This is a genomic window from Fictibacillus sp. NPDC058756 (assembly GCF_042746035.1).
Taxonomy (GTDB): Bacteria; Bacillota; Bacilli; order Bacillales; family Fictibacillaceae; genus Fictibacillus.
In genome coordinates, this window is the sequence record NZ_JBHYPU010000002.1 from 14,917 (window position 1) to 40,483 (window position 25,567).

Genomic DNA, 25,567 nt, shown 5'->3' on the forward strand with positions numbered 1-25,567 from the left:
TTTGATGTTTTTGTAAATTTTGTTGCAGTGGGAAGTGGTTGGTTTCCGCTCCAGGATGCTCGTTTTCCGCGGGGTTTGCGGTGAGCCTCCTAGCGCTCTGCGCTGTTAGAAGTCTCACCTGTCCCACTCATCCCGCAGGACAAGGAAGGCTTCAACAGCGTTACATCGCACGAAGAAAATGTGATTTTTCATTTTCGAGGAGTCTCGCACCTTTCGCTCCAATCAACTTTCAATGAAGCATCTCACACTAAAATGATTCAAAAGATGCAACTCGCAGTGTGCATGTAAGCTTTGCTCTAGGCTGACCGACTTTAGGTCAGCCTTCTTTTATTGGATTTGGATGAGACGCGGCTGAATCTGTGATAGGCGATGCTGTATCAGCTGGTTTTGGAGGCTGAATGATCGTAAGGGGCCGCCATCTTCTTAACAGCTGCATGCCAAGAAATATGGTTACTCCTGCTACGGCGTAAACAATATATGGCGCTGCATTCTCCCCGCCTGCTGAGAGTTCGAAAAGCCTTCCGCCTAAAAAGTTTCCAATCGCTTCCCCGATCCCAGTAAATACACTTGCGAGTCCAAAGAACATTCCAAGGAAACGGGCAGCGGCAAGCTGTGAAATAGAAGTATCGAGTGTGGGCATAAGCAGCATCTCACCGACAATAAAGATCAGCCCGGCAAACACAAAGAAAAATAAAGTGTTTGCGAAAAACAAACTGCCAAGTGATATTCCGATGAAAACAGTACCAAGTCCGACAGATGTAAGAGGGTGAATGTTTCGAATGATATTTTTTGTTATAAGCGTTTGTGCCAGAATGACGGTTATGCTGTTAATCGTCCAGATGATGCTGATATCTTTTCCGTTCTTTAGGACGCTTTCGGCACGCAGCGGCAGGACGAGTGCAAACTGTACATAGAGTGCCCAAACAAAGATAGTTGCGATTACAAACACAAGAAACGGAATGTTTTTTAGCGCTTCTTTATATTCACTCCACTTCACTTCTCCGCAATTTTCATCGCCGCAGCCTGCGGGCAAGAAGAACCAGCTAATTATACTGGCACTTACATAAATCACGGCAGCTGTAATGAAAATAAGCCTGGAGTTATCCGTAAACAAAGCAAAAACTGTTAAGCCGGCAAGAGCCATTCCGATATTCGCAAATATACCGCGAAGCGAAAAGGCGGTAGATCTCATGTCTTCTTTTACAAGTGAAGATATAAAAGCTTTTGTTGAAGGCGCATTTAGACCAAGACCAAGTCCACTGACAGCCGCTGTTAATAAAACAAGATAATACGCTGAAAAATATGCAAAACCAATTAAACCTGCAGCTCTTATCAGCGCTCCGAGTGAGATAATAAAACGTCTCCCTGTACGGTCAGCTAAAACTCCCCCAATCACACTACCTGTTTGCATGAACACCGAAATCACTGCCAGAGTGAATCCGATCTGGGCAGCTGTAAGTCCAGATTCTACTTTTAATAAAATCGGCAGAACAGGCAGAACGAGATATGATCCGAGGTGTGTAATAAATACCACAATCAGGAGACTTAGAAGCGGCCGATTGCCTTTTAAAATCGAATGTGTCGGCATCATATATTTAAGAAGGATTAAATGGAGATCCCTCTTTTGCGATTGTTCCTAAATCCATATCGTTCATTTCTTTGCTTTTGTGCAGTAGGTCTGTCATTGGACAATAACGTACGATGCCTTCTGCCACCTTCATAGCAGCCATCATAATCATAAGAATATATGACTCTTTGTAAGGCTTTCTTGTTAATTTAGCCGTGTAAACAGAGAGAAGAGTTAAGCCTGCAATAATACGGATCATGCTGTTAACCAAACCAATATTTTGTTTCATAGAGAGACTCCTTTCGATTTTTACCAATTTGTTTGATGAATATGGTATTCTTGAAAAAACAAAATTTTCAGAGAAGACAGGTGAATCCAACATGAACCAACACATCGCGTTTTGGAATAAGTCACAAATGCGCAAACAAGTGGCAGTCATTCAAGGTGAAATGGCACCGTCTCTTGTCTTAAAAAACGCTGCTTACCTTAATACCGCCCTTAAAAAATGGACGAAAGCAAATATCTGGATTTTAGAAGACCGTATCATCTATGTCGGCGAAAATCTGCCAGCTAAAGATGCAGGTACCGAATATGCTGATCTTGAAGGTCAATTTGTTGTGCCGGGATACATTGAACCACATTGTCATCCGTTTCAACTTTATAATCCCCAGACGCTCTCCCGATATGCATTGCAGCGCGGGACATCTGTATTTTTAGCCGATAACTTCATGCTTCTTTTTGAAATGAATATTTCGAAAGCGCTTTCTTTTATGGAAGACGTGAACGAAATGCCTGCTAATTTCTTTTGGTGGTGCCGATATGACGCACAAACAGAGCTAGCGGAAGAGGAGAAATATTTTTCGGAAACATCGATTAAAAAGCTGCTGGAAAGCCCGTATGTTTTGCAAGGAGGAGAACTGACGAGCTGGCCGAGGGTTCTGCAGGGCGATGACACGCTTTTGCACTGGATGTTAAAGACGAAGAAAGCTGGCAAAAAGATTGAGGGACATCTGCCAGGAGCATCAGAGAAAACGTTAACGGCAATGACGCTGCTTGGTGTGGATTGCGATCATGAAGCGATGACAGGTACAGAAGTGATGGACCGCCTGAATGCAGGTCTTCAAGTGTCACTTAGATATTCCTCGATTCGTCCAGATCTTCCAAAGCTTTTGCGTCAGATGAAAGAAGAAGGAATCACAAACTTTGAACGGATTTTCTTTACGACTGATGGTTCAACTCCTGCTTTTTATGAGAAAGGCGTAACGGATAAAATGCTCGAGATTGCACTAGAGGCAGGCATTGATCCAGTGGATGCCTACATGATGGTTTCGTATAACGTTGCACGATATTACGGAATGGACCACCTCTTCGGGATGGTTGCTCCAGGGCGTGTGGCACACTTGAATATTTTAGATGATATTAATAATCCTCTTCCTGTTTCGGTTTTGGCAAAAGGGAAATGGATGAAACGGGATGGGATCAATACAAGTAAAGACGAAGATTTTGAGTTTGACTGGGAAGGCCACGGCATCTCACAAAGAAAGATTGATTGGGATCTGCATGATGACGATTTTCAGTTTTCTGGCCTTGTTGGGATAGAAATGTACAATAGTGTCATCACACGGCCATATAATGTATCGATCAATCCTTTTTCTGAAGAGATTAACGAGGAATCTGATGAGTGTTTCTTAATGCTGATCGATAAAGAAGGAAAGTGGCGGACCAACACGATCGTAAAGGGCTTTGCTAAAAATTTATATGGTTTTGCAAGTTCGTACTCCAATACGGGAGACCTTCTCATAATCGGAAAAAGCAAAAAAGATATGTCTTTGGCGTTTGAACGATTAAAGGAAATAGGAGGGGGAATCGTGCTTACGGAAAGAGGCAAAGTGATAGCTGAGATAAATCTTCCACTAGCGGGAGGAATGTCGAATCTTGCTATAGAAGAACTAATAGAGGAAGAAAAAGCCCTAACGAGTGCGCTAAGAGACCGGGGCTATCAATACGAGGATCCGATTTATTCTCTTCTATTCTTTTCTTCTACACACTTGCCATATATCCGCATTACGCAAAGAGGCATTTACGATGTTAAAAAGAAAGGGTTACTCTTTCCTTCGATTATGCGTTAATATAGAAAAGGATTGGGCAAAATAATGATACAAAGGTAGTGAGCCCAATGAAAAAGTGGTACGTGATTTTGATGTCTTTGATCCTTGTATTTACGCTGTCTGCATGTAAAGACGCAAAAGATAAGGTGCTTGAGGACGGCAAGGTGGATAAAGCCGAAGCCTCTGATAAGAAGAAAGATAAGAAAAAAGAAGAAACATTCTCTTCTGTCTTTCCCCTTACTGGTATTGGGACGAACGACGAGGTCGATCATCGTGCGGTAGCGGTTATGGTAAACAACCATTGGAAGGCAAGACCTCAATCAGGACTTCATAAAGCCGATATTGTTTACGAAGTATTAGCTGAGGGAGAACTTACTCGTTTTCTGGCTATCTTCCAGAGCGAGATGCCGGAAACTGTTGGGCCAGTCCGCAGTGCGAGAGACTACTATATTGAACTTTCTCGTGGCTACAACGCCCTTTATGTTGCGCACGGATACAGTCCTGAAGCGAAAGAGATGCTTTACAGCGGTACCGTTGATCATTTGAACGGCATGGACTACGACGGCAGCCTTTTTAACCGGGCTGATTTCAGAAAGGCGCCTCACAACTCTTACATCACCTCTGAAAATATTTTAAAAGGGATGGACAAAGTTGGAGCGGATCAAACAGACGATCTGGATATGCTTCCATTTCTGACGAAATCGAGTTCTGTTAATATTGAGGGCGAACCAGCAAAAGAAGTTACGGTTGATTATGGACGCGGAGAAACAGTAGGATTTACGTACTCCGAGAAAAAGAAAACGTACGCTAGAAGCAGCAACAATGAACCGACAATAGATAGGGAAACTGAAACTCCAATCTCAGTGAGCAATGTATTTATCGTAGAGGCAGCTCACCGGGTTATCGATGATGCCGGCAGACGCAAAATCAATTTAACTTCAGGCGGAGATGCGATTCTGATTCAAAATGGTGTTGCTCAGAAAATCTCGTGGAGAAACGAGAATGGAAGAATCGTTCCGGACGGCGGAGCGTTCATACCGGGTAAAACCTGGATCAACATCGTGCCTAGCGGTATGGAGAATTCAGTTAAGATGCAATAGAAAAAGGAGTGCATGTTTCATGCAAATTGATAAACTACGCGGAAAAGCGCTGGATCAGCTTTTTGAATCTGTTCTTTCGCTCAAGGATATGGAAGAATGCTATCGTTTCTTTGATGACCTTTGTACGATGAACGAGATTCAGTCACTCGCACAAAGACTTGAAGTGGCACGCATGCTTCGTGAAGGCAAGACATATCACAAAATCGAGAGCGAGACTGGCGCAAGTACAGCGACAATCTCGCGTGTAAAGCGCTGCCTGAACTTCGGGAACGACGCTTATGCAATGGTGCTCGACCGTGTTCATGAAGAGGAAGAAGCGAAATAAATAATGATGACGAAAAACCTGCCGAGTGCAGGTTTTTTTGTTTGGGATTTTATGAATGTAATAGTTGTCGGCATATGTGCAGCTTTGTCGAAAATATCGTTTTTTGAAATTAATGTGCGATTAATGCTCGCTAACGTGTAATTTCATAAAATAACGTGCGAAAAAACCTGACTAACGTGCGATTCTTAGGACAATGACCTGGTCTCTGAATTCAAAATGGATCAACAGTCAATAAAGTTAACACACAACGGTCAGTATGCTGAATAAAAAATCAAATTATATACAAAATACAAATATTGATAAGACGAAAGGAGGACACAACATGAAACTAAAGAAAATCGTACTCGGTTCACTTTCGGCAGTACTTTCACTTAGTCTTCTATTCGGATGTTCAGATCCAAGCCAAGATGAGCAAGAACCAGATCCAAGTGAAGAACCTTCAGAACAAAACGATGAACTAGATCAAGATGATGACAAGAGCGAAATGCAAGAAGAAAAAAAGGATAAGTAATAAATAAAAAGCATTAACCAAAGAAATATGGTCGATGCTTTTTTGATTTTATGAAATCTTCCACATTTATTGAAACTCACTCCTCATCAAGCTCATTTGGACCTGATCGCGGCATTGTCCGCGGATCCATTCTGCTTGCCGGACGATACCTTCTGCCTGGAATCCAAGCCGGCGGGCGAGTTTGATGCTTTTTTCATTCTGAACGGCTGCCCTTAATTCAACACGGTTTAGCATAAGGGTGTAAAACGCGTACATAAGCATTCCTTTAACAGCCCGCTGAGCGATACCATGTCCTTCAAAACCTCCCCCAACCCAGTAACCGAGCATTCCCGACTGATTATGCCACTTTAAATCATACAGAGCCACTGAACCCGCAACCTGGCCACGATACCAAATAAACAGAACAACGTCCGTCTGTTCTTTCATCTTTTTATTAACGGTTTTGATGAACTGCTTCATTTCTCCATGTGATTGTGTGTAATCCACCCAGCCGATCCATGGTCCGAGATGCTCGCGCGAATGCTCGAGCAGCATGAAAATAGATTCGGATTCTTTCAAGTCTGCTTGTTTCAGCATGATTTCATCGTCAATTTGCCACATGAGCATAGGCAAGCCTCCCCAAACTGAAGTATGAACTTCACAATCTTTCCACATGATGAATCATAGAGTGAGAACTTGATTTTTGATATAATGCAGAAGTACAGAAAACGGCCTGTTAAAAAAGCAGGCACGGGTTGTTTTATTTAAGCTGTTTTATATTAGCTTTCAGTATTTTTTAGAGTGCGCTTCATTGATTGTTGATTGGAGTGCAAGGTGCGAGACTCCTCGAAAATGAAAAATCACATTTTCTTCGTGCGATGTAACGCTGTTGAAGCCTTCCTTGTCCTGCGGGACGAGTGTGACAGGTGAGACTCCTAACGGTGCGAAGCGCCAGGAGGCTCACCGCACGCCCCGCGGAAAGCGAGCATCCTGGAACGGAAATCAACTACTCTAAAAAGCAATTAGCCTACGGAACAGCCTTTATTCATGAAAGGAAGAACACCATGTTTGATTATAGAGAATGGAAGCATGTGTTTAAGCTTGACCCAGATAAAGAGATCAGCGACAGCGACCTTGAGATGATTTGCGAGAGTGGTACGGATGCTGTCATCGTCGGCGGATCTGAAGGGGTAACGCTTGATAATACACTGGATCTTATGTCACGAATCCGCAGATTTGCGGTTCCTTGTGTGCTCGAAGTTTCCAATATTGAATCCCTTACACCAGGATTTGATTTTTACTATATTCCGACCGTATTAAATGCGAAGGATGCAAACTTCATAACGGGATTGCATCACGAAGCTTTAAAAGAATACGGCGACATCATGAACTGGGAAGAGATTATTACGGAAGGCTATTGCATCTTAAATCCTGATTGTACGGCTGCTGAGCGTTCGAATGCTGAAACAGATCTGACGGCAGATGATGTTGTAGCATATGCCCGTATGGCGGAAAAAATGTTTAAGCTTCCTATCTTTTATTTGGAATACAGCGGGGCTTATGGTGATGTGAATATCGTTAAACAGGTAAAAAGCGTGCTTGAGAATACGGTCTTTTATTATGGAGGCGGAATCACATCTGCTGCACAGGCAAGTGAAATAGCAGAATATGCTGATACGGTTGTAGTCGGAAACATCGTATATGACGATTTGAAAGCTGCCATCGAAACAGTTATAGCAGTTAAAGATAGAAGTTGAAAAATACGGCAAAATAAGCGAAAATAAAATGAGAATATACGTTCGGGCGGTGAATGAATAATGAGTATGCATCAAATGATTGAAAAGCTGTTAACAGGGCTTAACCCTGAGCAAAAAGCAGCAGTAAAACATACAGACGGGCCATTGCTGTTAATGGCTGGAGCGGGAAGCGGAAAGACGCGTGTGCTGACACACCGCATCGCTTATTTAATGATGGAAAAAGAAGTGGCACCATGGAACATCCTGGCGATCACATTTACGAATAAAGCAGCAAGAGAAATGAAGGAAAGGGTTGCTAAGATTACGGGTCCTGTAGCTGAACAGATCTGGATATCGACATTCCACTCCATGTGCGTACGTATTTTGCGCCGTGACATCGACCGTATCGGAATCAGCCGTAACTTTACGATTTTAGACGCGACAGATCAATTGTCTGTTGTAAAAGCGATTCTTAAAGACTTGAACTATGATCCGAAGAAATACGAACCACGCGGCATTTTAAGTTCGATTTCATCTTTGAAAAATGAGCTGAAGACTGCATCTGACTTTGCGAAGGTTGCAAACGGCCATTTTGAAGGAGTCGTACAAGAGGTTTATGAAAACTATGAAAAGCGCTTAAGAAAAAACCAGGCGCTTGATTTTGATGATCTGATCATGACGACGATCCAATTGTTCGCGAAAGTCCCTGAGGTGCTTGAGTTTTATCAGCGCAAGTTCCAATATATCCACGTGGATGAGTATCAGGATACGAACCGTGCCCAATACATGCTTGTCAAAATGCTTGCTGACCGTTTCCGCAACCTTTGTGTTGTCGGGGATTCTGATCAGTCAATCTATGGCTGGCGCGGAGCGGATATCGCAAACATTCTTTCTTTTGAAAAAGATTACAACGATGCAGAGGTTATTTTGCTCGAGCAAAACTATCGTTCTACGAAAAAGATTCTTCAAGCAGCTAACAAAGTCATCGAAAACAACATGAACCGTAAACCGAAGAACCTTTGGACAGATAATACGGATGGAGCAAGCATCACCTATTATCAAGGTGACGACGAGCAGGGTGAAAGCTATTACGTGACAGGAAAAATCCGTGAAGCTGTTTCATCAGGGAAACGGTCTTATAACGATATCGCGATTCTTTACAGAACAAATGCACAGTCCCGTGTAATAGAGGAAGTTCTGATAAAGTCTAACATTCCTTACAACATTGTCGGCGGAACAAAGTTCTATGACAGAAAAGAGATTAAAGACATTCTTGCTTACCTTCGTTTAATCTCAAACCCTGACGATGATATATCTCTGACTCGAATCGTGAACGTTCCGAAACGAGGAATTGGTGCTTCCTCATTAGATAAAGTCGCTCAGTATGCGGCTGCTAATGATTTGTCTATGTATCAGGCGCTTTTAGAAGTAGAACAGATCGGACTTAGCGCTCGTGCAACAAACAGCTTAAAAGAGTTCACAGACTTTATTACGAACTGGACACGCCAGCAGGAATTCCTTTCTGTTACTGAACTCACAGAAGAAGTATTAAGCAAAACGGGCTACCGGGAAGCTTTAAAAGCTGAGAAAACGATCGAAGCACAAAGCCGTTTAGAGAACATCGATGAATTTATTTCCGTTACACAGGACTTTGAAAAAAAGCAGGATGACAAGTCGTTGGTTGCTTTCCTTACTGACCTTGCTCTTGTAGCGGATATCGATAAGCTGGATGAAGAAGCTGAAAAAGAAGATAAGCCAAAAGAATCCGTTGTTCTTATGACGCTTCACTCTGCAAAAGGTCTGGAGTTCCCTGTCGTATTCTTAATGGGGCTTGAAGAAGGTGTATTCCCGCACAGCCGTGCCCTTTTTGAAGAGAACGAGATGGAAGAAGAGCGCCGTCTTGCATACGTAGGGATTACACGTGCAGAAGAGGAGCTTTTCTTAACAAACGCGAGAATGCGTACACTTTACGGACGTACAACTACAAATCCGGAATCACGGTTTATCGCAGAAATTCCTGCTGATCTAATTGAAACAGAGGTAAAAGAAAAGCTATCTGTTCCTTGGGGTGCTGGGGTTCGTTCGGGTGGAGGATCGACTCCTTCGTTCATGAGTCCGAAAAAGAAAACCGTCACACCTGTCTATCAATCTTCTGGCGGGGAAAAACTGGATTGGAGAGTAGGCGACAAAGTTAAACACCGTAAATGGGAAACGGGAACAGTAGTAAGTATGCGTGGTGAAGGTGATTCACTGGAACTGGATATCGCATTCCCGCAGCCTGTTGGTGTGAAAAGACTGCTTGCTAAATTTGCCCCGATCGAAAAAGAGTAACAAAAGAAGGAGTGGAACGGGTTGAACGAAGAACACGCAAAGAACCGAATCCTGGAGCTCCGGGAGCTTTTAGAAAAATACAATTACGAATATCATGTACTGGACAAACCGTCTGTACCTGATGCTGAATATGACCAGCTTATGAAAGAGCTGATCGAACTTGAGAATAACCATCCTGAACTCCATGACGAGCATTCACCTACATCCCGTGTAGGCGGTGCTATTTTGGACTTTTTTGAAAAAGTTGAGCACACTGTTCCAATGCTTAGTCTTGGAAATGCCTTCAACGATCAAGACCTTCGGGATTTTGACCGCCGAGTGCGCGATGGTGTCGGTGATAACGTTTCGTATGTTGCCGAGCTTAAGATAGATGGACTTGCGGTTTCTCTTCTTTATGAAGATGGAAGGTTTGTTAGAGGTGCAACCCGCGGCGACGGCACAATCGGCGAGGATATTACGAACAATTTAAAAACAATTCGTTCCATTCCATTTAAGCTGAAAGATCCTGTTATGCTCGAAGTGCGCGGAGAAGCGTTCATGCCGAAGAAGTCATTTCAGAAGCTTAATGCTCACCGTGAAGAGGAAGGGCAGGAGCTTTTTGCTAATCCAAGGAACGCAGCAGCAGGGTCATTGCGTCAGCTTGATCCGAAAATCGCAGCTAGCCGAAACCTGGACATCTTCCTATATGGAGTTGGCAAGCTGGAAGGCCACTCGGTAGATTCACATGATGACAGCTTAACGTATTTGAGTCACTTAGGTTTCAAAACGAATCCGGAGTGGAAAAAATGCGATAACATCGATGAAGTGATTGAGTATGTGAACGGCTGGCAGGAGAAGCGTCCTGATCTTCCGTACGAAATCGATGGCATCGTTATTAAAGTTAACTCTCTATATCAGCAAGAAGAATTAGGATTCACCGCGAAAAATCCGCGGTGGGCGATCGCGTACAAGTTTCCGGCTGAGGAAGTTGTTACAAAGCTTGAAGGTATTGAGCTTAACGTCGGCCGTACAGGTGTGGTTACACCAACGGCATTGCTTCAGCCTGTTTTAGTAGCTGGAACGACAGTCAAACGCGCTTCATTACATAATGAAGACTTGATTCGTGAAAAAGATATTAAAATTGGTGACTATGTTGTTGTGAAAAAAGCGGGAGACATTATCCCTGAAGTAGTTAACGTTATAACAGAGCGTAGAACGGGAGACGAAACGGATTTCAATATGCCAACAGAATGCCCGGAGTGTGAAAGCAAGCTCGAGCGTTTGGACGGCGAAGTGGCACTTCGCTGCATAAATCCGCAATGTCCTGCACAGATCCGTGAAGGCTTCATTCATTTTGTATCCAGAAATGCGATGAACATCGATGGACTTGGTGAAAAGGTAGTCGCTCAGCTTTTTAAAGAAAAACTGATTGATAATGTTGCAGATTTATATAAGCTTGAGCGTGATAAACTGTTAGAATTAGAACGTATGGGTGAAAAATCTGCAGACAACCTGCTTGCAGCGATCGAGAAATCAAAAGAAAACTCATTAGAGCGTCTTCTTTTCGGACTCGGAATCCGTCATGTAGGTGCAAAGGCGGCTAAGACGATTGCCCAGCGCTTTGAAACGATGGAAACATTGATGGCCGCAACAAAAGAAGAGCTTTTAGAAGTAGAAGAAATCGGTGAAAAGATGGCTGAGTCTATTCAATTATACTTCTCAAAGCCTGAAGTTAAAGAGCTGATGGAAGAACTGCAGAGCCTCGGTGTGAACATGACATACAAAGGACCAAAGCTTATTAAAGTTGAGGATTTGGACACGCCGTTTGCAGGAAAAACCGTTGTGCTGACTGGAAAGCTGTCCATTTTGACCCGTAATGACGCAAAAGAAAAATTGGAGCGCTTAGGAGCAAAAGTGACCGGAAGCGTGAGTAAAAATACAGATATGCTGATCGCCGGGGAAGATGCGGGATCTAAGCTTGATAAGGCAAAGAAGCTTGGCATTGATATCTGGGATGAACAGCAATTGGTTGATGAGCTTAACAAATAAAGATTGGCGAGAGCTAACCATCTATTAGAGGAGTGTCCGTAATGATTAAACGGGTTGGACTCCTTTTCTTAAGCCTTTTACTCGTTTTGACTGGCTGTCTGGGTGACGATGAGCTGGAAAAAGAAGAAAAGGTTGTGCAAGAAAAGGGGAAGAAAGAAGAAAAAGCGATCATCACTGGGGAAATTAATACAGGGGAAAAGTATTACCGAAGCATTTTTCCGTTTGAGCCAGGCGGAGCACGAGGTGTTATCCGTTATGGCGTAGACAACCGCCTGGATATTAACGAGTTCGAAATGGGCTTGATGCGAGTAGCTCAAGATACTTTCAATACAGATAAATACTTTTTCCAGGAAGGCCAGTTCTTAAACGAACCTACAGTTACCAATTGGCTGCGAAGAGCCGATGAGAAGCCAGGAAAGAGCAAAAGTGATCTGGACCAAACTGGTTTGAACCCGAAACTGGGTGCCAAGGTCGATGAAGGTGATCCGGATTACGTAAAAAAATTGCAAGAAGCCAACAAGAATAACCCGAAATACCTTTCTTACGTTTTAGAACATAACTATCTTGTTCAAAGCGGAGATGGCAAGGTAAAGCTTGGCGGCGTAGTAATTGGTCTATCTTTTAACTCGACTTATTATTACGATGTTAAGAAAAACAGCTTGATCTATCCAGGGGAAGTGAAGCTGGATCGAGGGAAAGTTCAAAAAGAAGCACAAAAGATAGCTGGGCAGGTCGCAAGCCGTTTGCGCCAAGACCCTAAACTTCAAGATGTGCCTATCGTAGTTGCACTTTATCAAGAAGAAGAGCGTGATTCCGTAACGCCAGGGAACTTCTTTTCTGCAGGAGTCGTGAAAAAAGGAAGCAACTCAATCAGTTCGTGGGAAAACATCGATGAAGATTATCTGTTGTTCCCATCAGATACAGCTTCAAAAAAGAAGCGAAGTGATTATGAGAAGTTTACAACTTTCAAAGCAAAAGTTCAGGAATACTTCCCGAATTTTATTGGTGTAATCGGAAAAGGGTTCTATAAAGACGGGAACTTAGAGCGAATGACGATCGAAATTCCTGTACAGTTCAGAGGGAAAGCGGAGATCATCTCCTTTACTCAGTTCGTCGCCACATCAGCCCTCGGCGAACTGCCGAATGTTCCGATTGAAGTGTACATCGGTTCCGCTGTTGACCAGCCAGAGGCATTGATTGTAAAAGACGATACAACACAAGAAGAACCATTTGTTCATATTTATCGTAAATAGTTCAATTAAGTGAAGAAACTGACTCAAAAGGACATCAAATTTGCCCTTTTGGTGTCAGTTTTCTTTTTTTGTAATGAACTTTATATATTTTTAACTCATTTAAGGTGAATGATATGTAAAGACAACTTCACGGGGCGAAAATGGGTAGTCAACGGGTGAAACATAAAGCTGTTGGGGTGTAAATAGACCAGGCAGGGGCGAAAAGAGTACTCGAACGGGCAAAAACCCAATGTCACTTGGCGAACGTGTAATAAATAAAAAGAACACGTACCGTAAAACGTTAACAACTAACAACGAAAAAAGGCGTCTATTCACAAACAAGCAGAAGTATATTTATTCGTGTTTTACCAGAATTTTATAACTAAAAGTATCTTATATGGATTAATCATTCATCGCAAAGAAATAACATGCATAAACACGGTCAATCCCTTGAAAAATAAAGAATTCTGACTATTTCTGTTTGTTTGAACAAAACGCTATGTTCATGTAAAATGAACGGTGGGAAAACCAATTTTGAAAACGCTTTATTAGGAGGGGAATTTATTATGACACGTGAATACCGTCATGAACCATTTATGGATTTTTCAGTTCCTGCAAACAAGGAAGCTTATGAAGCAGGCTTGAAGGTTATTAATTCCAAGCTTGGACAAGAGTTTCCGCTTGTTATCGGCAGTGAGAAAATCACAACAGATGAAAAGATTATTTCTATAAATCCAGCTAACAAAGAAGAAGTGATTGGATCTGTTTCAAAAGCGACTCAAGATCACGCTGAGCAAGCAATGCAAGCTGCACTAACTGCTTTCGAATCTTGGAAAAAGTGGGATCCTGAGCACCGTGCGAACATCTTGTTCCGTGCAGCAGCGATCATCCGCCGCCGTAAATATGAATTCTCCGCTATGCTTACAAAAGAAGCAGGTAAGCCATGGAAAGAAGCAGACGCTGATACAGCTGAAGCTATCGACTTTTTAGAATACTATGCACGCCAAGCGATCAAGCTTAAAGCTGGTCAGCCAGTTGTAAGCCGTGAAGGTGAAATCAATAAATTTAACTACATTCCACTTGGAGTAGGTATCGTTATCTCTCCATTCAACTTCCCGTTTGCGATCATGGCGGGTACTGCAGCAGCTGCGTTCGTTTCTGGTAACACTGTATTACTGAAGCCAGCGAACTCAACTCCAGTTATCGCAGCAATGTTCGTTCAAGTAATGGAAGAAGCAGGACTTCCTGCAGGCGTACTTAACTACGTTCCTGGTAGCGGAGCAGAAATCGGTGACTACCTAGTAGACCACCCGAAAACTCGTTTCGTATCATTCACAGGTTCTCGTGAAGTAGGCTGCCGTATCTATGAGCGCGCAGCAAAAGTACACCCTGGCCAAATCTGGCTAAAGCGTGTAATCGCTGAAATGGGCGGAAAAGACACAGTAGTTGTTGACCGTGACGCTGATCTTGAATTAGCAGCAAGCTCAATCGTTTACTCTGCATTCGGATTCTCTGGACAAAAATGTTCTGCTGGATCACGTGCAGTAATCCACCAAGATGTTTACGATGAAGTTTTAGAAAAAGCTGTAGCTCTTACTAAAACATTAACGATGGGTAGCCCAGAAGATGTTGGAACATACATGGGGCCGGTAATCGACCAAGCTTCATTCAACAAAATTATGAAGTACATCGAAATTGGAAAAGAAGAAGGCCGTCTGATGACTGGTGGAGAAGGCGACGACTCTAAAGGTTACTTCATCCAGCCAACAATCTTTGCTGATGTTGATGAAAAAGCTCGCTTGATGCAAGAAGAAATCTTCGGACCAGTTGTAGCGGTATGTAAAGCACGTGACTTCGATCACATGATGGAAATCGCAAACAACACAGAATATGGTCTGACAGGCGCACTTCTTTCTAACAACCGTGAGCACATCGAACGCGCGCGTGAAGAGTTCCACGTAGGAAACTTCTACATCAACCGCGGATGTACAGGTGCAATTGTTGGGTACCAGCCATTCGGCGGATTCAACATGTCTGGAACTGACTCAAAAGCTGGTGGCCCAGACTACCTAACACTTCACATGCAAGCAAAAACAACTTCAGAAACACTTTAATAGTAAAATAAAAAGTCTTTTCTCATTTGAGAAAAGGCTTTTTATTTGCGGGGAATTTCATAACAATATATAACCTTTTAAAAATGATCTGTCTCCACCCAATCGTAAATAAAAATGGATTATCTAAGCCGGTTCAGGAGAAGTTAATCGTATAACGAAATGGAAGCAGGTGTAGTAGATGTCAAAGGATAAAGAGCCAAAGAAGAATCTGCCCGAAGTCGATCTGGATGAAACGATGCCGCATCAAATCAGCTCCCCAGACTTTAAAGAGACAGGTATGAAGATGCAGGCTCCATTCATAAATGAGCATGGCGTTGTAATTGGAGACAGTTTTTACGATTCAGAAAATTCACCTCTGAATAATTGGAGTACTGACACAGACCCTGAAGTGATGGCAGGAGATGAGTGGGTGCATCCTACGAACGATATTGGATGGAATACGAACATGAATCGAGATCTGATTGAAAAGAAAGCACCGCCAAAAGAAGGCATGCTTCGCCATCCAACAAAAGATTCAAGCTACGGAAAAGATTGAGGCATCCGGATAAAACCGGGTGTTTTTCTTTTTGTATTAAGAAGGAGTATAGTAAGATATATGTATCAATAAGGAGGTTATTTAGATGGCATATTTCGCAGCGATTTTACATATGGAAAAATCGGAATTGAATCAGGAGTACCGCCAGGCTCACCTGGATTACCTGCAAGAACTCGTTGAACAGGACAAGGTGCATCTTAAAGGCCCTTTCGTTGATGGTTCAGGGGGTATGGTCGTTTATAAAGCGGAGTCTTTAGAAGAAGCACAAACATTAGCACAAGAAGATCCTTACGTGAAGGAAGGCGTACGCCGTTTAGAACTTCATGAGTGGGGTATCTAAAGATAAGACCGATTCAAAACATTTTGTTTTGAGTCGGTTTTTCATTTGTCGAGTTTTGTCAAAAGACCTATATTTTATAAAGAAGACTTACGTCGATTTAGACTTAATTTTTATAAATTAGACCTTATTCTACCCAAAAAAGACCTAATACCTCTCTTTTTACACAAATCACACGAATCTTCTCTTCTCAAGTTGCCTATACACCAAGCTTTTTGTTATCATCAGAATAATACTTTGGTATAAGAAGTCTTGGAGGTGTCAGGTTTGTCTCGAATTTCGAAAGATCAAGTGAAACACGTAGCGCATTTAGCAAGATTAGCTGTTACGGATGAAGAAGCCGAATTGCTGACTGAGCAATTAGATAAAATTATCGGGTTTGCTGAAGAATTAAACGAACTCGACACAGATAACGTGGAGCCGACTACACACGTACTGGAGCTGAAGAATATACTTCGTGAAGATGAAGTGAGAAATTCTGTTTCAGTGGATGAAGCAATGAAAAATGCACCAGCACAAAAGGACGGCCAGTTTAAAGTTCCGAACATTTTGGAGTAGGAGGAAATACCACGTATGTCGATTTTAGATAAAAAGATTTCAGAATTGCATCAGTTATTACATACGAAAGAATTGAGAGTAACTGATATTGTGGATGCTACATTTGACCGCATCCATCAAGTTGACGATAAAGTAAGAGCATTTTTGACATTGAACGAAGAATACAGCCGCATTAAGGCAAAACAATTAGATGAGAAGCTAGTTTCCGGTGCTGACAGAGGACTGCTATTTGGCATGCCGATCGGTATTAAGGATAATATCGTCACAAAAGGAATCCGCACGACTTGTGCATCAAGAATTCTAGAAAATTTCGAACCGATCTATGATGCGACAGTTGTTGAACGATTAACTGAAGCGGACACGATTACAATCGGTAAATTAAACATGGACGAGTTTGCGATGGGGTCATCAAATGAAAACTCAGGATTCCACCCGACGCATAACCCATGGGATCTTTCCTGTGTACCAGGCGGATCTTCAGGTGCGTCTGCAGCAGCCGTTTCTGCAGGAGAAGTTCTTTTCTCACTCGGTTCTGATACAGGCGGATCCATCCGACAGCCAGCTGCATTTTGTGGAGTAGTTGGGCTGAAACCTACATATGGTCTTGTATCACGTTACGGTCTAGTAGCTTTTGCATCATCTCTTGACCAGATCGGACCGATCACAAACAGTGTTGAAGATAATGCATATTTGCTCCAGGCGATCGCAGGGAACGATCCGATGGATTCCACATCAGCAAAAGTAGATATTCCGGATTACCTCGCTTCTTTAACAGGCGAAGTAAAAGGATTGAAAATTGGAGTTCCAAAAGAATACCTTGGAGAAGGTGTCCAGCCTGATGTTAAAGAGCGCGTAATGGAAGCTCTAAAGGTTCTCGAAGGTTTAGGTGCGACGTGGGAAGAAGTATCTCTTCCACATTCGCGCTATGCCCTGGCAACCTACTATCTTCTGTCTTCATCTGAAGCATCAGCGAACTTGTCGCGTTTTGACGGTGTTCGTTATGGACTCCGTTCAGACAACAGCAACAACCTGATCGATATGTACAAGCAATCCCGCAGTGAAGGATTTGGTGAGGAAGTAAAACGCCGCATCATGCTTGGGACGTTTGCGTTGAGCTCAGGCTACTATGATGCTTATTATAAAAAAGCACAAAAAGTCCGTACGCTGATTAAAGAAGACTTTACAAAAATCTTTGAAAAATATGATGTCATCATCGGACCGACAACGCCATCTGCTTCATTTAAATGCGGAGCGATGACGAAAGATCCGTTAACGATGTACATGAACGATATTTTAACGATACCGGTGAACTTGGCAGGTGTCCCGGCAATTTCCGTGCCATGCGGATTCTCAGACGGATTGCCGATCGGACTTCAAATCATCGGGAAACATTTTGACGAAGCGACAATTTATAAGGTTGCTCACGCGTTTGAACAGGCAACAGAACATCACAAAGCGAAGCCGAAGCTGTAGGGGGTGCAGAGAATGAGCGAATTTGAAACGATAATTGGACTAGAAGTACACGTAGAATTAAAAACAAACTCAAAGATTTTCTGCGGCTGTTCTACAAACTTTGGTGCGCCGCCGAACACGAATGTATGTCCCATCTGTCTCGGACATCCAGGTGTACTGCCTGTAGTGAACCATCAAGCTGTTGATTTTGCGATGCGTGCTGCACTTGCACTGAATTGTGAAATCAACCGTGAGACGAAATTTGACCGTAAAAACTATTTTTATCCGGATAACCCGAAAGCCTATCAAGTTTCACAATTTGATAAGCCGATCGGTGAACATGGCTGGATTGAAATCGAAGTTGGCGGAAATAAAAAGAAAATCGGAATTACACGCATTCATATGGAAGAGGATGCAGGAAAGCTTACGCATACAGCAGACGGTTCACTTGTGGATCTTAACCGTCAAGGAACACCGCTTGTCGAGATCGTGTCTGAGCCCGATATCCGTACGCCGGAAGAAGCATATGCGTATCTTGAAAAATTAAAAGCGATCATTCAATACACGGGAGTCTCAGATTGTAAAATGGAAGAAGGTTCATTGCGCTGTGACGCTAATATCTCTATTCGCCCAGTCGGTCAGGAGGAGTTTGGAACAAAAGCAGAGCTGAAGAACTTAAACTCATTTGCTTTCGTTCAAAAAGGACTCGAACATGAAGAGAAGCGCCAGCGTGAAGTCGTATCAGGCGGAGGAGAAATCCTTCAGGAAACCCGCCGTTATGATGAAGCTTCAAAGACTACACTTCTTATGAGAGTGAAGGAAGGGTCTGATGACTACCGTTACTTCCCGGAACCTGATCTTGTTTCCATCTTTATTGATGACGAGTGGATGAATCGGGTGAAGTCAGAAATTCCGGAACTTCCGGATGCGCGCCAGAAACGTTATGTTGGCGAGTTCGGACTTCCTGAATACGATGCAAAAGTTCTTACGATGACAAAAGAGATGGCTGATTTCTTTGAAGGAACGATCACAGCAGGTGCTGATGCGAAACAAGCATCCAACTGGATCATGGGTGAAGTGAGCGCCTACTTGAACAACGAAGGAAGAGAACTGCATCAAACCGCTCTGACGGCGGAAGGTCTAGCCGGTATGATTAAACTTATTGGCAACGGAACGATTTCTAATAAAATTGCAAAGACCGTTTTCAAAGAGCTAATCGAAAACGGCGGCGATGCTGAAAAGATCGTAAAAGATAAAGGTCTTGTGCAGATCTCTGACGAAGGGGCTATTCGTGAAATCGTCGTAAAGATTTTGGATGCCAACGAACAATCTGTAGCTGACTACAAAGACGGAAAAGAAAAAGCAGTTGGATTCCTTGTTGGACAAGTGATGAAAGAAACAAAAGGAAAAGCCAATCCTCCGCTTGTAAATAAGCTTATTGTGGAAGAACTTAAAAAGAGATAAAGCAAGGAAGTTTTCGTAGAAAGAGTTGATTTCCGTTCCAGGTGCTCGCTTTCCGCAGGGTGTGCGGTGAGCCTCCTCGCGCTTTGCGCCTTAGGAGTCTCACCTGTCCCACTGATCCTGCAGGACAAGGAAGGCTTCGACAGCGTTACATCGCACGAAGAAAATGTGATTTTTATTTTCGAGGAGTCTCGCACCTTGCACTACAATCAACTTGTCAATGAAGAATTTAGAGAACAACCTAAGATCTTAAAATAAAAATCCTCCTATTACAGGAGGATTTTTTTCGTCTATAACTCCAGATAATTCCGAAGTAAATAAGAAATCTGCTTACATTTGGGGTGGTCTTTGAGGTTTGACAGCAGGCCTTTTACGATCACAGGACTGAGGCTTGGTTCTTGAATGTGCTGTTTTAGCAGAACTAAGGACTCACTCTCAGTAGACTCATCAACTTCTTCTATTTTTTGTTCAATGATTTCGATGATCTGCTCTTTTGTAACTTTTTCTTCCGGCATCTCATTAAACGATTGGTAAAGCTCTTCTGATATAAAAGTTGTCTCAGAGTGTCTGGCAAGCAAGTAGGTCTTTTCTGCAAGTGACTGACTTAATAAATTCAGATCCAGTGGTACGTTAAAGAATAAAAATAGATGTGAATAGGTATGGATGAAGCCTTTCGTACAATAAATCAGATCATATTTTGTATGTCTGACTTCTTCGCCGTATAAACGCTCCAGCATCTCTAAAATAATCTTATCGATTTGTTTATCGTAATGATGCATTTTAGTAATGAGATCTTCGTTAACGGTTTGCGATTGCTCTTTAATAAAAATTTTGGCGAAATCAGAATGCTTTTGAAAGGAATGAAACGCTGCTTTATAAAATTCGTTTAATAGATTTTTATCTTCATTGTGATTTTTGACTACATGGTCAATATCCGATATAAATTCCATCATAAAATGATCAATCAGCCCAATGATCAATTCGTCCTTTGACTTGAATGATAAGTAAAAAGCACCTTTGGAAATACCGGCGTGTTCGGTTATTTGCTGTACAGAAGTGGCTTCGAATCCTTGTTTTGCGAAGAGTTCCAGAGCACTTTCCATAATTAATTGTTTTTTACTCATTTCATCGCTCCTAGTAATAATTCATTGACAAATGACCAATCAGTCATTAGTATAAGTAATTGAGTTTGATAAGTCAATTAGGGGTTGGTGGACTAATGAAAGGTTTAGTTAATTTTGTCCTGATGAATAAATTAGCCGTATGGCTGCTTACCATTATTATAACAGTTTCAGGTATCTATTCAGGGACACGAATGAATATGGAAACGATTCCGGATGTATCGATTCCTTACTTAATGGTTATGGACGTTTATCCTGGAGCGACTCCAGAGAAGGTTATGGAAGATGTGTCTATGCCGATAGAAAAAGCAGTGGAAGGACTTGAAGATGTAAAAGCCGTTTATTCGAATTCATATTCTAATATGTCAAACATTCAAGTGGAATATGAATATGGCATAGATATGGATGAGGCTAAACGCGAACTGCAATCTGCACTGGATGCGGTAAACCTCCCAGAAGCAGCACAAGAGACGACAGTTACAGCGATCAGCATGAACATGATGCCTGTTGCTGCACTTAGTGTCAGCAGTACGAAAGAAGATATCGTGGAATTAACTTCAACGGTAGAAGAGATTATTCTTCCAAAGATCGAGAAGATTGATGGAGTTGCATCAGCTAAAATTACAGGTCAGCATATTGAAGAAGTGGACCTTACTTATAACAAAGCCAAAATGTCTGAGTTTGGTTTAACCGAAGATAAAGTAAAAGAAATGATTCAGGCAAGCAACATGGCAGTCTCTTTAGGACTTTATGAATTTGAAGAGAGTGAAGAAGCAGTAGCAGTTGACGGTAAGTTCATGACTACAGAAGAACTGAAGAACATGATGATCCCAGTCACACCATCTGAACAAAATCCAACCCCTTTTGTAAAGCTTAGTGAAATTGCTGATATCAAAACGGTCGGAAAAGTAGAGTCAGTCTCCCGTACAAATGGGGATGACGCTATCGCGATTCAGATTGTTAAAGAACAGCAAGCCAACACGGTGGATGTTGTAGACAGCGTCAAAAAGTTAATTAAAGAAGAAAAATCAAAAATAGATGGTCTAGTTATTGATGTATCTCTGGACCAAGGTAAACCGATAGAAGAATCCGTAACAACTATGATTGAAAAAGCAGTATTCGGAGGATTGATCGCGGTATTGATTATCCTACTGTTCCTGCGTGATTTTAAATCAACCATTATTTCAATCATTTCCATTCCAGTTTCAATTTTCATGGCTTTATTGCTCCTTAACTGGATGGAAATAACACTGAACATCATGACGCTTGGTGCAATCACGGTAGCAATCGGCCGTGTAATCGATGATTCCATCGTGGTAGTTGAAAATATTTATCGACGCTTGCATTTAAAAAAAGAAAAGTTAAATGGGCGTGCGTTGATTCGCGAAGCAACAATCGAAATGTTCAAGCCGATCCTATCATCAACACTGGTAACCGTTGCAGTATTCGCGCCGCTTATCTTTGTAGGGGGAATGGTTGGAGAGCTGTTTGCGCCTTTCGCGTTAACGATGACATTTGCGCTCGGAGCTTCACTGATTGTTGCCATTACAATCGTACCTGCATTATCCCACTTCTTATTTAAAAAGAAGCTATATGGTGAGAAGACAGAAGGAAGCCATAAAGAAGCTGGTAAGCTATCAAGTTGGTACAAAGGGATCCTTAACAAATCTCTGAATCATAAAATTATCACTTCACTATTAGCTGTCATTTTATTAGCAGGAAGCTTAGCGTTAACACCGATAATCGGTTTCAGCTTCATGGGCAGTGAAGAAGACAAAGTAATGTATTTAACATATACACCAGAAGCTGGTGAACTTAAGGAAGAAACACTGGCAAACGTTGAAGAATTAGAAGAAGAAATGCTGAAGCGTGACTATATCGACATCGTTCAAATCTCTGTAACGGAAAACGCCGATCCGATGATGGCTATGGCTGGCGGCGGAGCAGGCGGTGCATTAATGTACTTGATCTTTGACCCGGAGATGGAGAACTTCCCGGAAGTACGTGAAGATATAGAAGACTATGTAGCAGACATCGGTCAATCAGGAGAATGGAAGAGTCAGAACTTCTCTTCGATGTCAGGAGCAGAGAATGAAGTCAGCTATACGTTTTACAGTGAAGATTTAAATAAGCTCAATAAAGCTGTAAAAATGGCAGAAGACGTTATGAAGAAGAATGACCACTTAGAAGACGTTTCTTCAAGCGCAAAGGATGCGTTTGTTGAGCACACTTTTAATGTTGATCAAAATGAACTGCTAAAATACGGACTGACAACGGGTCAAATCGTTATGATGCTTAATCCTGCAAAAACGGATGATGTATTAACTACGATTGAAAAAGACGGTGATACTTTAGACGTTATTGTTCAGCAGGAACAGACGAAACAGCCTAAATCAGTTGATGATATTTTGGCAAGACAAGTTCCGACAGCCCTTGGAACGACAATGCCGTTATCAGAGCTTGTAACAGTTGAAGAAGGAACAACACTTAATACTCTTGCCCGTAGCAAAGGGGAGTATTATGCTACAGTTTCAGGTAATGCAATCGGCGACGATATGTCCAAAGCAACTTCGGAAGTTCAAAAAGACATTGATAAATTGGATATGCCTAAAGGGGTAACAGTTGGGGTTGCGGGTGTTCAAGCAGATATGACAGAAACCTTTACTCAGCTTGGTGCTGCAATGCTAGCGGCAATCGCGATTGTGTATTTCATACTGGTCGTAACATTCCGTGAAGGTGTCGCACCGTTTGCGATCCTGTTCTCACTCCCATTTGCAGTCATTGGTTCATTTGTCGGATTATTAATCGCCGGCGAAACCATCTCTGTATCTGTTATGATGGGGCTGTTGATGCTGATCGGTATTGTTGTTACGAACGCCATCGTTCTAGTAGACCGCATCATTCATATGGAACGTGCTGGAATGAGTATGCGTGAAGCGATTCTCGAGGCGGGAGCAACGCGTCTTCGTCCAATTCTAATGACAGCTATCGCAACAATCGGAGCACTATTACCGTTAGCAGTTGGCTCAGGCGGAGGAGGTCTAATCTCGAAAGGTCTTGGTATCACTGTAATCGGGGGATTAACAAGTTCCACATTGTTAACGCTGATTATCGTACCAATCGTGTATGAAGTATTGTCGAAGATCTTTAAGAAAAATCGTAAAGTAGTAGAAGAAAACTAATTGTTCAAGCCCTGCATGGTGATGTGTGTGTCATCGTGCAGGGCTTTTTTATAGGAAAGAAGGCTTTTTGGAAGTGATTACTTCCGTTCCAGGTTGCTCGCTTTCCGCGGGGCGTGCGGTGAGCCTCCTGCCGCTCTGCGCCATTAGGAGTCTCACCTGTCACACTCGTCCCGCAGGACAAGGAAAGCTTCGGCAGCGTTACATCGCACGAAGAAAATGTGATTTTTCATTTTCGAGGAGTCTCGCACCTTGCACTCCATTCAACTTGTCAATGAAGATGAAATATATTTCGAGAACAACAATCTTGTAGATGATAGCCTTACAAATTAACTGCTTCCGCATCCGCCGCCGCAACTGCTGCCACAGCTGCTTCCGCCGCCATCACTGCTGCAGCTGCTGTCATGGTTATCGTTTCTGCAGCTGCTTCCACATGCGGTTGAATTCCCAGAGTAGCTATTTGCCGGATTTAATTTCCCTATATGACTCTCATACTCATCAAAATGGTGATAGGAGTAATAAAGCATGGCTCCAGCTAGGATGGGAGCACTATCAATCGCATTTGGCGTAAGCTTTAAGCCTTTATAAGGATCATTTTCTTTCGTAACCCGTTCAAGTTCACTTTTAATTTCTGTAAGCAATGCATGAACAATATTCTGATCAGCATTTTCTCTAAAATATCTTCTGCTTAAGTCCTCAACGGAAAGCGTACGGAGCTCTTCTAAAAGTCCTGGATGAAGCGGGTTTTGAAAGAAAGTACCCCATGCGACAGGCGCGAATTCCGTGAATACAAAAAGCTTTGTGTATAAAAGATCAAACCATGCTCTGCCGTGCGGATCAGGTGTTACTGTATCGTTGGGAGCATGATGAATGTGCTCACCGCATAGGTCTGACGAAAACTTCTCGTATTCCTTTGTATACATCAGCATCTCATGCCAGATGGCATCCACTTTTTTGCTGAACATCGGAACGTTATTCAATAAAGAGCACATGATGAAGAAGCGTTTAAGCTCGAAGAAACAAGCTTCAAAATAAGCTTCTGTAGCTTTAGGATGCTCAGAAAGATATCGGCGTTTAAGTTTCTCTTTAAACTCGCTTGGAAGAGAAGCTTCTAACTTCTGGACCCTATTTTCAAGATGCAGATTTTCATTCACGCCCAATTCTGGAGGCAAAGTGGTCATTTCAGCGATCTTTAAGTAATTAGGATTTGTCATCTTTTTAATTAAAAGGGGAGCTGCAATTGCAATAACAAAAAATAAAATAAAAAGTTCCATCATGCCTGTCGCCTCCTTCAAATAATCTTATATTCTTATAGTCTACCTTAATGATATTATAAGACCAGTAAATTGTAAAAATGTGGGTGATATTATGTCGATCTTTTTAATAGCTGGAATGATTTTAACGGTTATCCTTTTAACAAAACAAAAAGATTGGTCTTCAGTCGGGTTTTTAACAAACTTTAGCTATAAACTTAAGGGAAGCAGGTTAAGTCAAAATTTTTGGCTGGCAGGTGCAGCGTTATTTGCTGCCAATACTGCCTTATTCGGCATAGCTTTTGTCATTATGTTCTTTTTGCCGATGGGAACCATACTCGGAATTTTATTATGCATACCGCTTAGCATTTTCACGTGGCTTTTTATTTCTGAGATTTGGGATGGAAAAGAAAAAGACAAGATTAAGATGGCATGTGTAGGAAATTCATTTTTCCTTATCTTAATGATCTGGGCTATCTGGCATTACATAATACTCCAGCCTGCTTATCCAGGTGATGATCTGTTCATGGCATGGATCGGTCTGATCTTTTCATTGATTTTAGGAGTAGGAGCTATGACGGTGAGTATGTTTGTCATTTTGAGGAATAGATGATAAAGACGGGAAAGCTTTATAAACTGT

The 25,567-nt window shown here is 42.2% G+C and carries 21 protein-coding genes; 16 read left to right on the forward strand and 5 right to left on the reverse strand.

Translation table 11 applies throughout. The features are described 5' to 3' along the window. Positions 1-316: 316 nt before the first annotated feature. Complete coding sequence (locus ACFW35_RS16950) at positions 317-1,534, reverse strand: MFS transporter (RefSeq protein WP_379847592.1); 1,218 nt, start codon at positions 1,532-1,534, stop codon at positions 317-319. Positions 1,535-1,595: 61 nt separating this feature from the next. Next, the gene (locus ACFW35_RS16955; protein ID WP_066285761.1) at positions 1,596-1,856 is read right to left on the reverse strand and encodes a YgaP family membrane protein; all 261 of its coding nucleotides are present in this window, start codon (positions 1,854-1,856) and stop codon (positions 1,596-1,598) included. Between the two features lie 91 nt (positions 1,857-1,947). Between ACFW35_RS16955 and ACFW35_RS16960 the strand changes: the two genes are divergently transcribed. The 4 genes from ACFW35_RS16960 (at position 1,948) to ACFW35_RS16975 (ending at position 5,611) form a co-directional block, all read left to right on the forward strand. Then, on the forward strand, positions 1,948-3,696 hold the full coding sequence (locus ACFW35_RS16960) for an adenine deaminase C-terminal domain-containing protein (protein ID WP_379847594.1): 1,749 nt from the start codon (positions 1,948-1,950) through the stop codon (positions 3,694-3,696). Between the two features lie 47 nt (positions 3,697-3,743). Beyond that, on the forward strand, positions 3,744-4,775 hold the full coding sequence (locus ACFW35_RS16965) for a DUF3048 domain-containing protein (protein ID WP_379847596.1): 1,032 nt from the start codon (positions 3,744-3,746) through the stop codon (positions 4,773-4,775). A gap of 19 nt (positions 4,776-4,794) precedes the next feature. Then, positions 4,795-5,100, forward strand: coding sequence for a YerC/YecD family TrpR-related protein (locus ACFW35_RS16970; protein WP_066242834.1), 306 nt, complete (start codon positions 4,795-4,797; stop codon positions 5,098-5,100). Between the two features lie 322 nt (positions 5,101-5,422). Further along, positions 5,423-5,611, forward strand: coding sequence for a hypothetical protein (locus tag ACFW35_RS16975; protein ID WP_066285774.1), 189 nt, complete (start codon positions 5,423-5,425; stop codon positions 5,609-5,611). A gap of 66 nt (positions 5,612-5,677) precedes the next feature. On the opposite strand, the gene ACFW35_RS16980 is transcribed toward ACFW35_RS16975, so the two are convergent. Next, positions 5,678-6,217, reverse strand: a complete 540-nt coding sequence (locus tag ACFW35_RS16980; protein ID WP_379847598.1) for a GNAT family N-acetyltransferase — start codon at positions 6,215-6,217, stop codon at positions 5,678-5,680. 437 nt (positions 6,218-6,654) lie between these two features. Here ACFW35_RS16980 and ACFW35_RS16985 point away from each other — a divergent pair, with 437 nt between their 5' ends. The 10 genes from ACFW35_RS16985 to gatB all read left to right on the forward strand — a co-directional run bounded on the left by ACFW35_RS16985 (position 6,655) and on the right by gatB (position 19,377). Then, positions 6,655-7,347, forward strand: coding sequence for a heptaprenylglyceryl phosphate synthase (locus tag ACFW35_RS16985; RefSeq protein WP_379847600.1), 693 nt, complete (start codon positions 6,655-6,657; stop codon positions 7,345-7,347). A gap of 66 nt (positions 7,348-7,413) precedes the next feature. Next, positions 7,414-9,657, forward strand: a complete 2,244-nt coding sequence (gene pcrA / locus ACFW35_RS16990; RefSeq protein ID WP_379847915.1) for a DNA helicase PcrA — start codon at positions 7,414-7,416, stop codon at positions 9,655-9,657. A 21-nt stretch (positions 9,658-9,678) separates the two neighbouring features. Then, a complete protein-coding gene (gene ligA, locus ACFW35_RS16995; RefSeq protein WP_379847602.1) occupies positions 9,679-11,685 on the forward strand; it encodes an NAD-dependent DNA ligase LigA in 2,007 nt (668 codons plus the stop codon). A gap of 41 nt (positions 11,686-11,726) precedes the next feature. Then, a complete protein-coding gene (locus tag ACFW35_RS17000; RefSeq protein WP_379847604.1) occupies positions 11,727-12,938 on the forward strand; it encodes a CamS family sex pheromone protein in 1,212 nt (403 codons plus the stop codon). A 545-nt stretch (positions 12,939-13,483) separates the two neighbouring features. Beyond that, a complete protein-coding gene (pruA, locus tag ACFW35_RS17005; RefSeq protein WP_379847605.1) occupies positions 13,484-15,031 on the forward strand; it encodes an L-glutamate gamma-semialdehyde dehydrogenase in 1,548 nt (515 codons plus the stop codon). A 178-nt stretch (positions 15,032-15,209) separates the two neighbouring features. After that, on the forward strand, positions 15,210-15,566 hold the full coding sequence (locus ACFW35_RS17010) for a DUF3905 domain-containing protein (RefSeq protein ID WP_379837911.1): 357 nt from the start codon (positions 15,210-15,212) through the stop codon (positions 15,564-15,566). 85 nt (positions 15,567-15,651) lie between these two features. Then, positions 15,652-15,906, forward strand: coding sequence for a YciI family protein (locus ACFW35_RS17015; protein WP_379847607.1), 255 nt, complete (start codon positions 15,652-15,654; stop codon positions 15,904-15,906). Between the two features lie 264 nt (positions 15,907-16,170). Continuing rightward, positions 16,171-16,461: an Asp-tRNA(Asn)/Glu-tRNA(Gln) amidotransferase subunit GatC gene (gene gatC / locus ACFW35_RS17020; RefSeq protein WP_066285784.1), complete on the forward strand. Its 291-nt coding sequence runs from the start codon at positions 16,171-16,173 to the stop codon at positions 16,459-16,461. A gap of 15 nt (positions 16,462-16,476) precedes the next feature. After that, positions 16,477-17,934, forward strand: a complete 1,458-nt coding sequence (gene gatA, locus ACFW35_RS17025) for an Asp-tRNA(Asn)/Glu-tRNA(Gln) amidotransferase subunit GatA (protein ID WP_379847609.1) — start codon at positions 16,477-16,479, stop codon at positions 17,932-17,934. Between the two features lie 12 nt (positions 17,935-17,946). Next, on the forward strand, positions 17,947-19,377 hold the full coding sequence (gatB, locus tag ACFW35_RS17030) for an Asp-tRNA(Asn)/Glu-tRNA(Gln) amidotransferase subunit GatB (RefSeq protein ID WP_379847611.1): 1,431 nt from the start codon (positions 17,947-17,949) through the stop codon (positions 19,375-19,377). A gap of 287 nt (positions 19,378-19,664) precedes the next feature. On the opposite strand, the gene ACFW35_RS17035 is transcribed toward gatB, so the two are convergent. Beyond that, positions 19,665-20,498, reverse strand: a complete 834-nt coding sequence (locus tag ACFW35_RS17035) for a TetR/AcrR family transcriptional regulator (RefSeq protein WP_379847613.1) — start codon at positions 20,496-20,498, stop codon at positions 19,665-19,667. A gap of 95 nt (positions 20,499-20,593) precedes the next feature. Between ACFW35_RS17035 and ACFW35_RS17040 the strand changes: the two genes are divergently transcribed. Beyond that, positions 20,594-23,677 carry an efflux RND transporter permease subunit gene (locus ACFW35_RS17040; RefSeq protein WP_379847614.1) on the forward strand — a complete coding sequence of 1,028 codons (3,084 nt, stop codon included), beginning with the start codon at positions 20,594-20,596 and terminating at the stop codon, positions 23,675-23,677. Positions 23,678-24,003: 326 nt separating this feature from the next. Here ACFW35_RS17040 and ACFW35_RS17045 read toward each other — a convergent pair whose 3' ends face one another. Then, positions 24,004-24,951, reverse strand: coding sequence for a hypothetical protein (locus tag ACFW35_RS17045; protein WP_379847616.1), 948 nt, complete (start codon positions 24,949-24,951; stop codon positions 24,004-24,006). 91 nt (positions 24,952-25,042) lie between these two features. Between ACFW35_RS17045 and ACFW35_RS17050 the strand changes: the two genes are divergently transcribed. Next, complete coding sequence (locus ACFW35_RS17050) at positions 25,043-25,540, forward strand: hypothetical protein (RefSeq protein ID WP_379847617.1); 498 nt, start codon at positions 25,043-25,045, stop codon at positions 25,538-25,540. The last annotated feature ends 27 nt before the right edge of the window (positions 25,541-25,567 follow it).

Excerpts from the sequence above, each read along its gene's own strand:
- ACFW35_RS17000 (WP_379847604.1), top strand. The coding sequence starts at position 11,727 with ATGATTAAACGGGTTGGACTCCTTTTCTTAAGCCTTTTACTCGTTTTG.
- ACFW35_RS17040 (WP_379847614.1), top strand. The coding sequence starts at position 20,594 with ATGAAAGGTTTAGTTAATTTTGTCCTGATGAATAAATTAGCCGTATGG.
- ACFW35_RS16975 (WP_066285774.1), top strand. The coding sequence starts at position 5,423 with ATGAAACTAAAGAAAATCGTACTCGGTTCACTTTCGGCAGTACTTTCA.
- ACFW35_RS17050 (WP_379847617.1), top strand. The coding sequence starts at position 25,043 with ATGTCGATCTTTTTAATAGCTGGAATGATTTTAACGGTTATCCTTTTA.
- gatB (WP_379847611.1), top strand. The coding sequence starts at position 17,947 with ATGAGCGAATTTGAAACGATAATTGGACTAGAAGTACACGTAGAATTA.
- pcrA (WP_379847915.1), top strand. The coding sequence starts at position 7,414 with ATGCATCAAATGATTGAAAAGCTGTTAACAGGGCTTAACCCTGAGCAA.
- ACFW35_RS17015 (WP_379847607.1), top strand. The coding sequence starts at position 15,652 with ATGGCATATTTCGCAGCGATTTTACATATGGAAAAATCGGAATTGAAT.
- pruA (WP_379847605.1), top strand. The coding sequence starts at position 13,484 with ATGACACGTGAATACCGTCATGAACCATTTATGGATTTTTCAGTTCCT.
- gatA (WP_379847609.1), top strand. The coding sequence starts at position 16,477 with ATGTCGATTTTAGATAAAAAGATTTCAGAATTGCATCAGTTATTACAT.
- ACFW35_RS16960 (WP_379847594.1), top strand. The coding sequence starts at position 1,948 with ATGAACCAACACATCGCGTTTTGGAATAAGTCACAAATGCGCAAACAA.
- ACFW35_RS16980 (WP_379847598.1), bottom strand. The coding sequence starts at position 6,217 with ATGCTCATGTGGCAAATTGACGATGAAATCATGCTGAAACAAGCAGAC.
- ACFW35_RS17045 (WP_379847616.1), bottom strand. The coding sequence starts at position 24,951 with ATGATGGAACTTTTTATTTTATTTTTTGTTATTGCAATTGCAGCTCCC.
- ACFW35_RS16970 (WP_066242834.1), top strand. The coding sequence starts at position 4,795 with ATGCAAATTGATAAACTACGCGGAAAAGCGCTGGATCAGCTTTTTGAA.
- ACFW35_RS16965 (WP_379847596.1), top strand. The coding sequence starts at position 3,744 with ATGAAAAAGTGGTACGTGATTTTGATGTCTTTGATCCTTGTATTTACG.
- ACFW35_RS16985 (WP_379847600.1), top strand. The coding sequence starts at position 6,655 with ATGTTTGATTATAGAGAATGGAAGCATGTGTTTAAGCTTGACCCAGAT.
- ACFW35_RS16955 (WP_066285761.1), bottom strand. The coding sequence starts at position 1,856 with ATGAAACAAAATATTGGTTTGGTTAACAGCATGATCCGTATTATTGCA.
- ACFW35_RS17035 (WP_379847613.1), bottom strand. The coding sequence starts at position 20,498 with ATGAGTAAAAAACAATTAATTATGGAAAGTGCTCTGGAACTCTTCGCA.
- ACFW35_RS17010 (WP_379837911.1), top strand. The coding sequence starts at position 15,210 with ATGTCAAAGGATAAAGAGCCAAAGAAGAATCTGCCCGAAGTCGATCTG.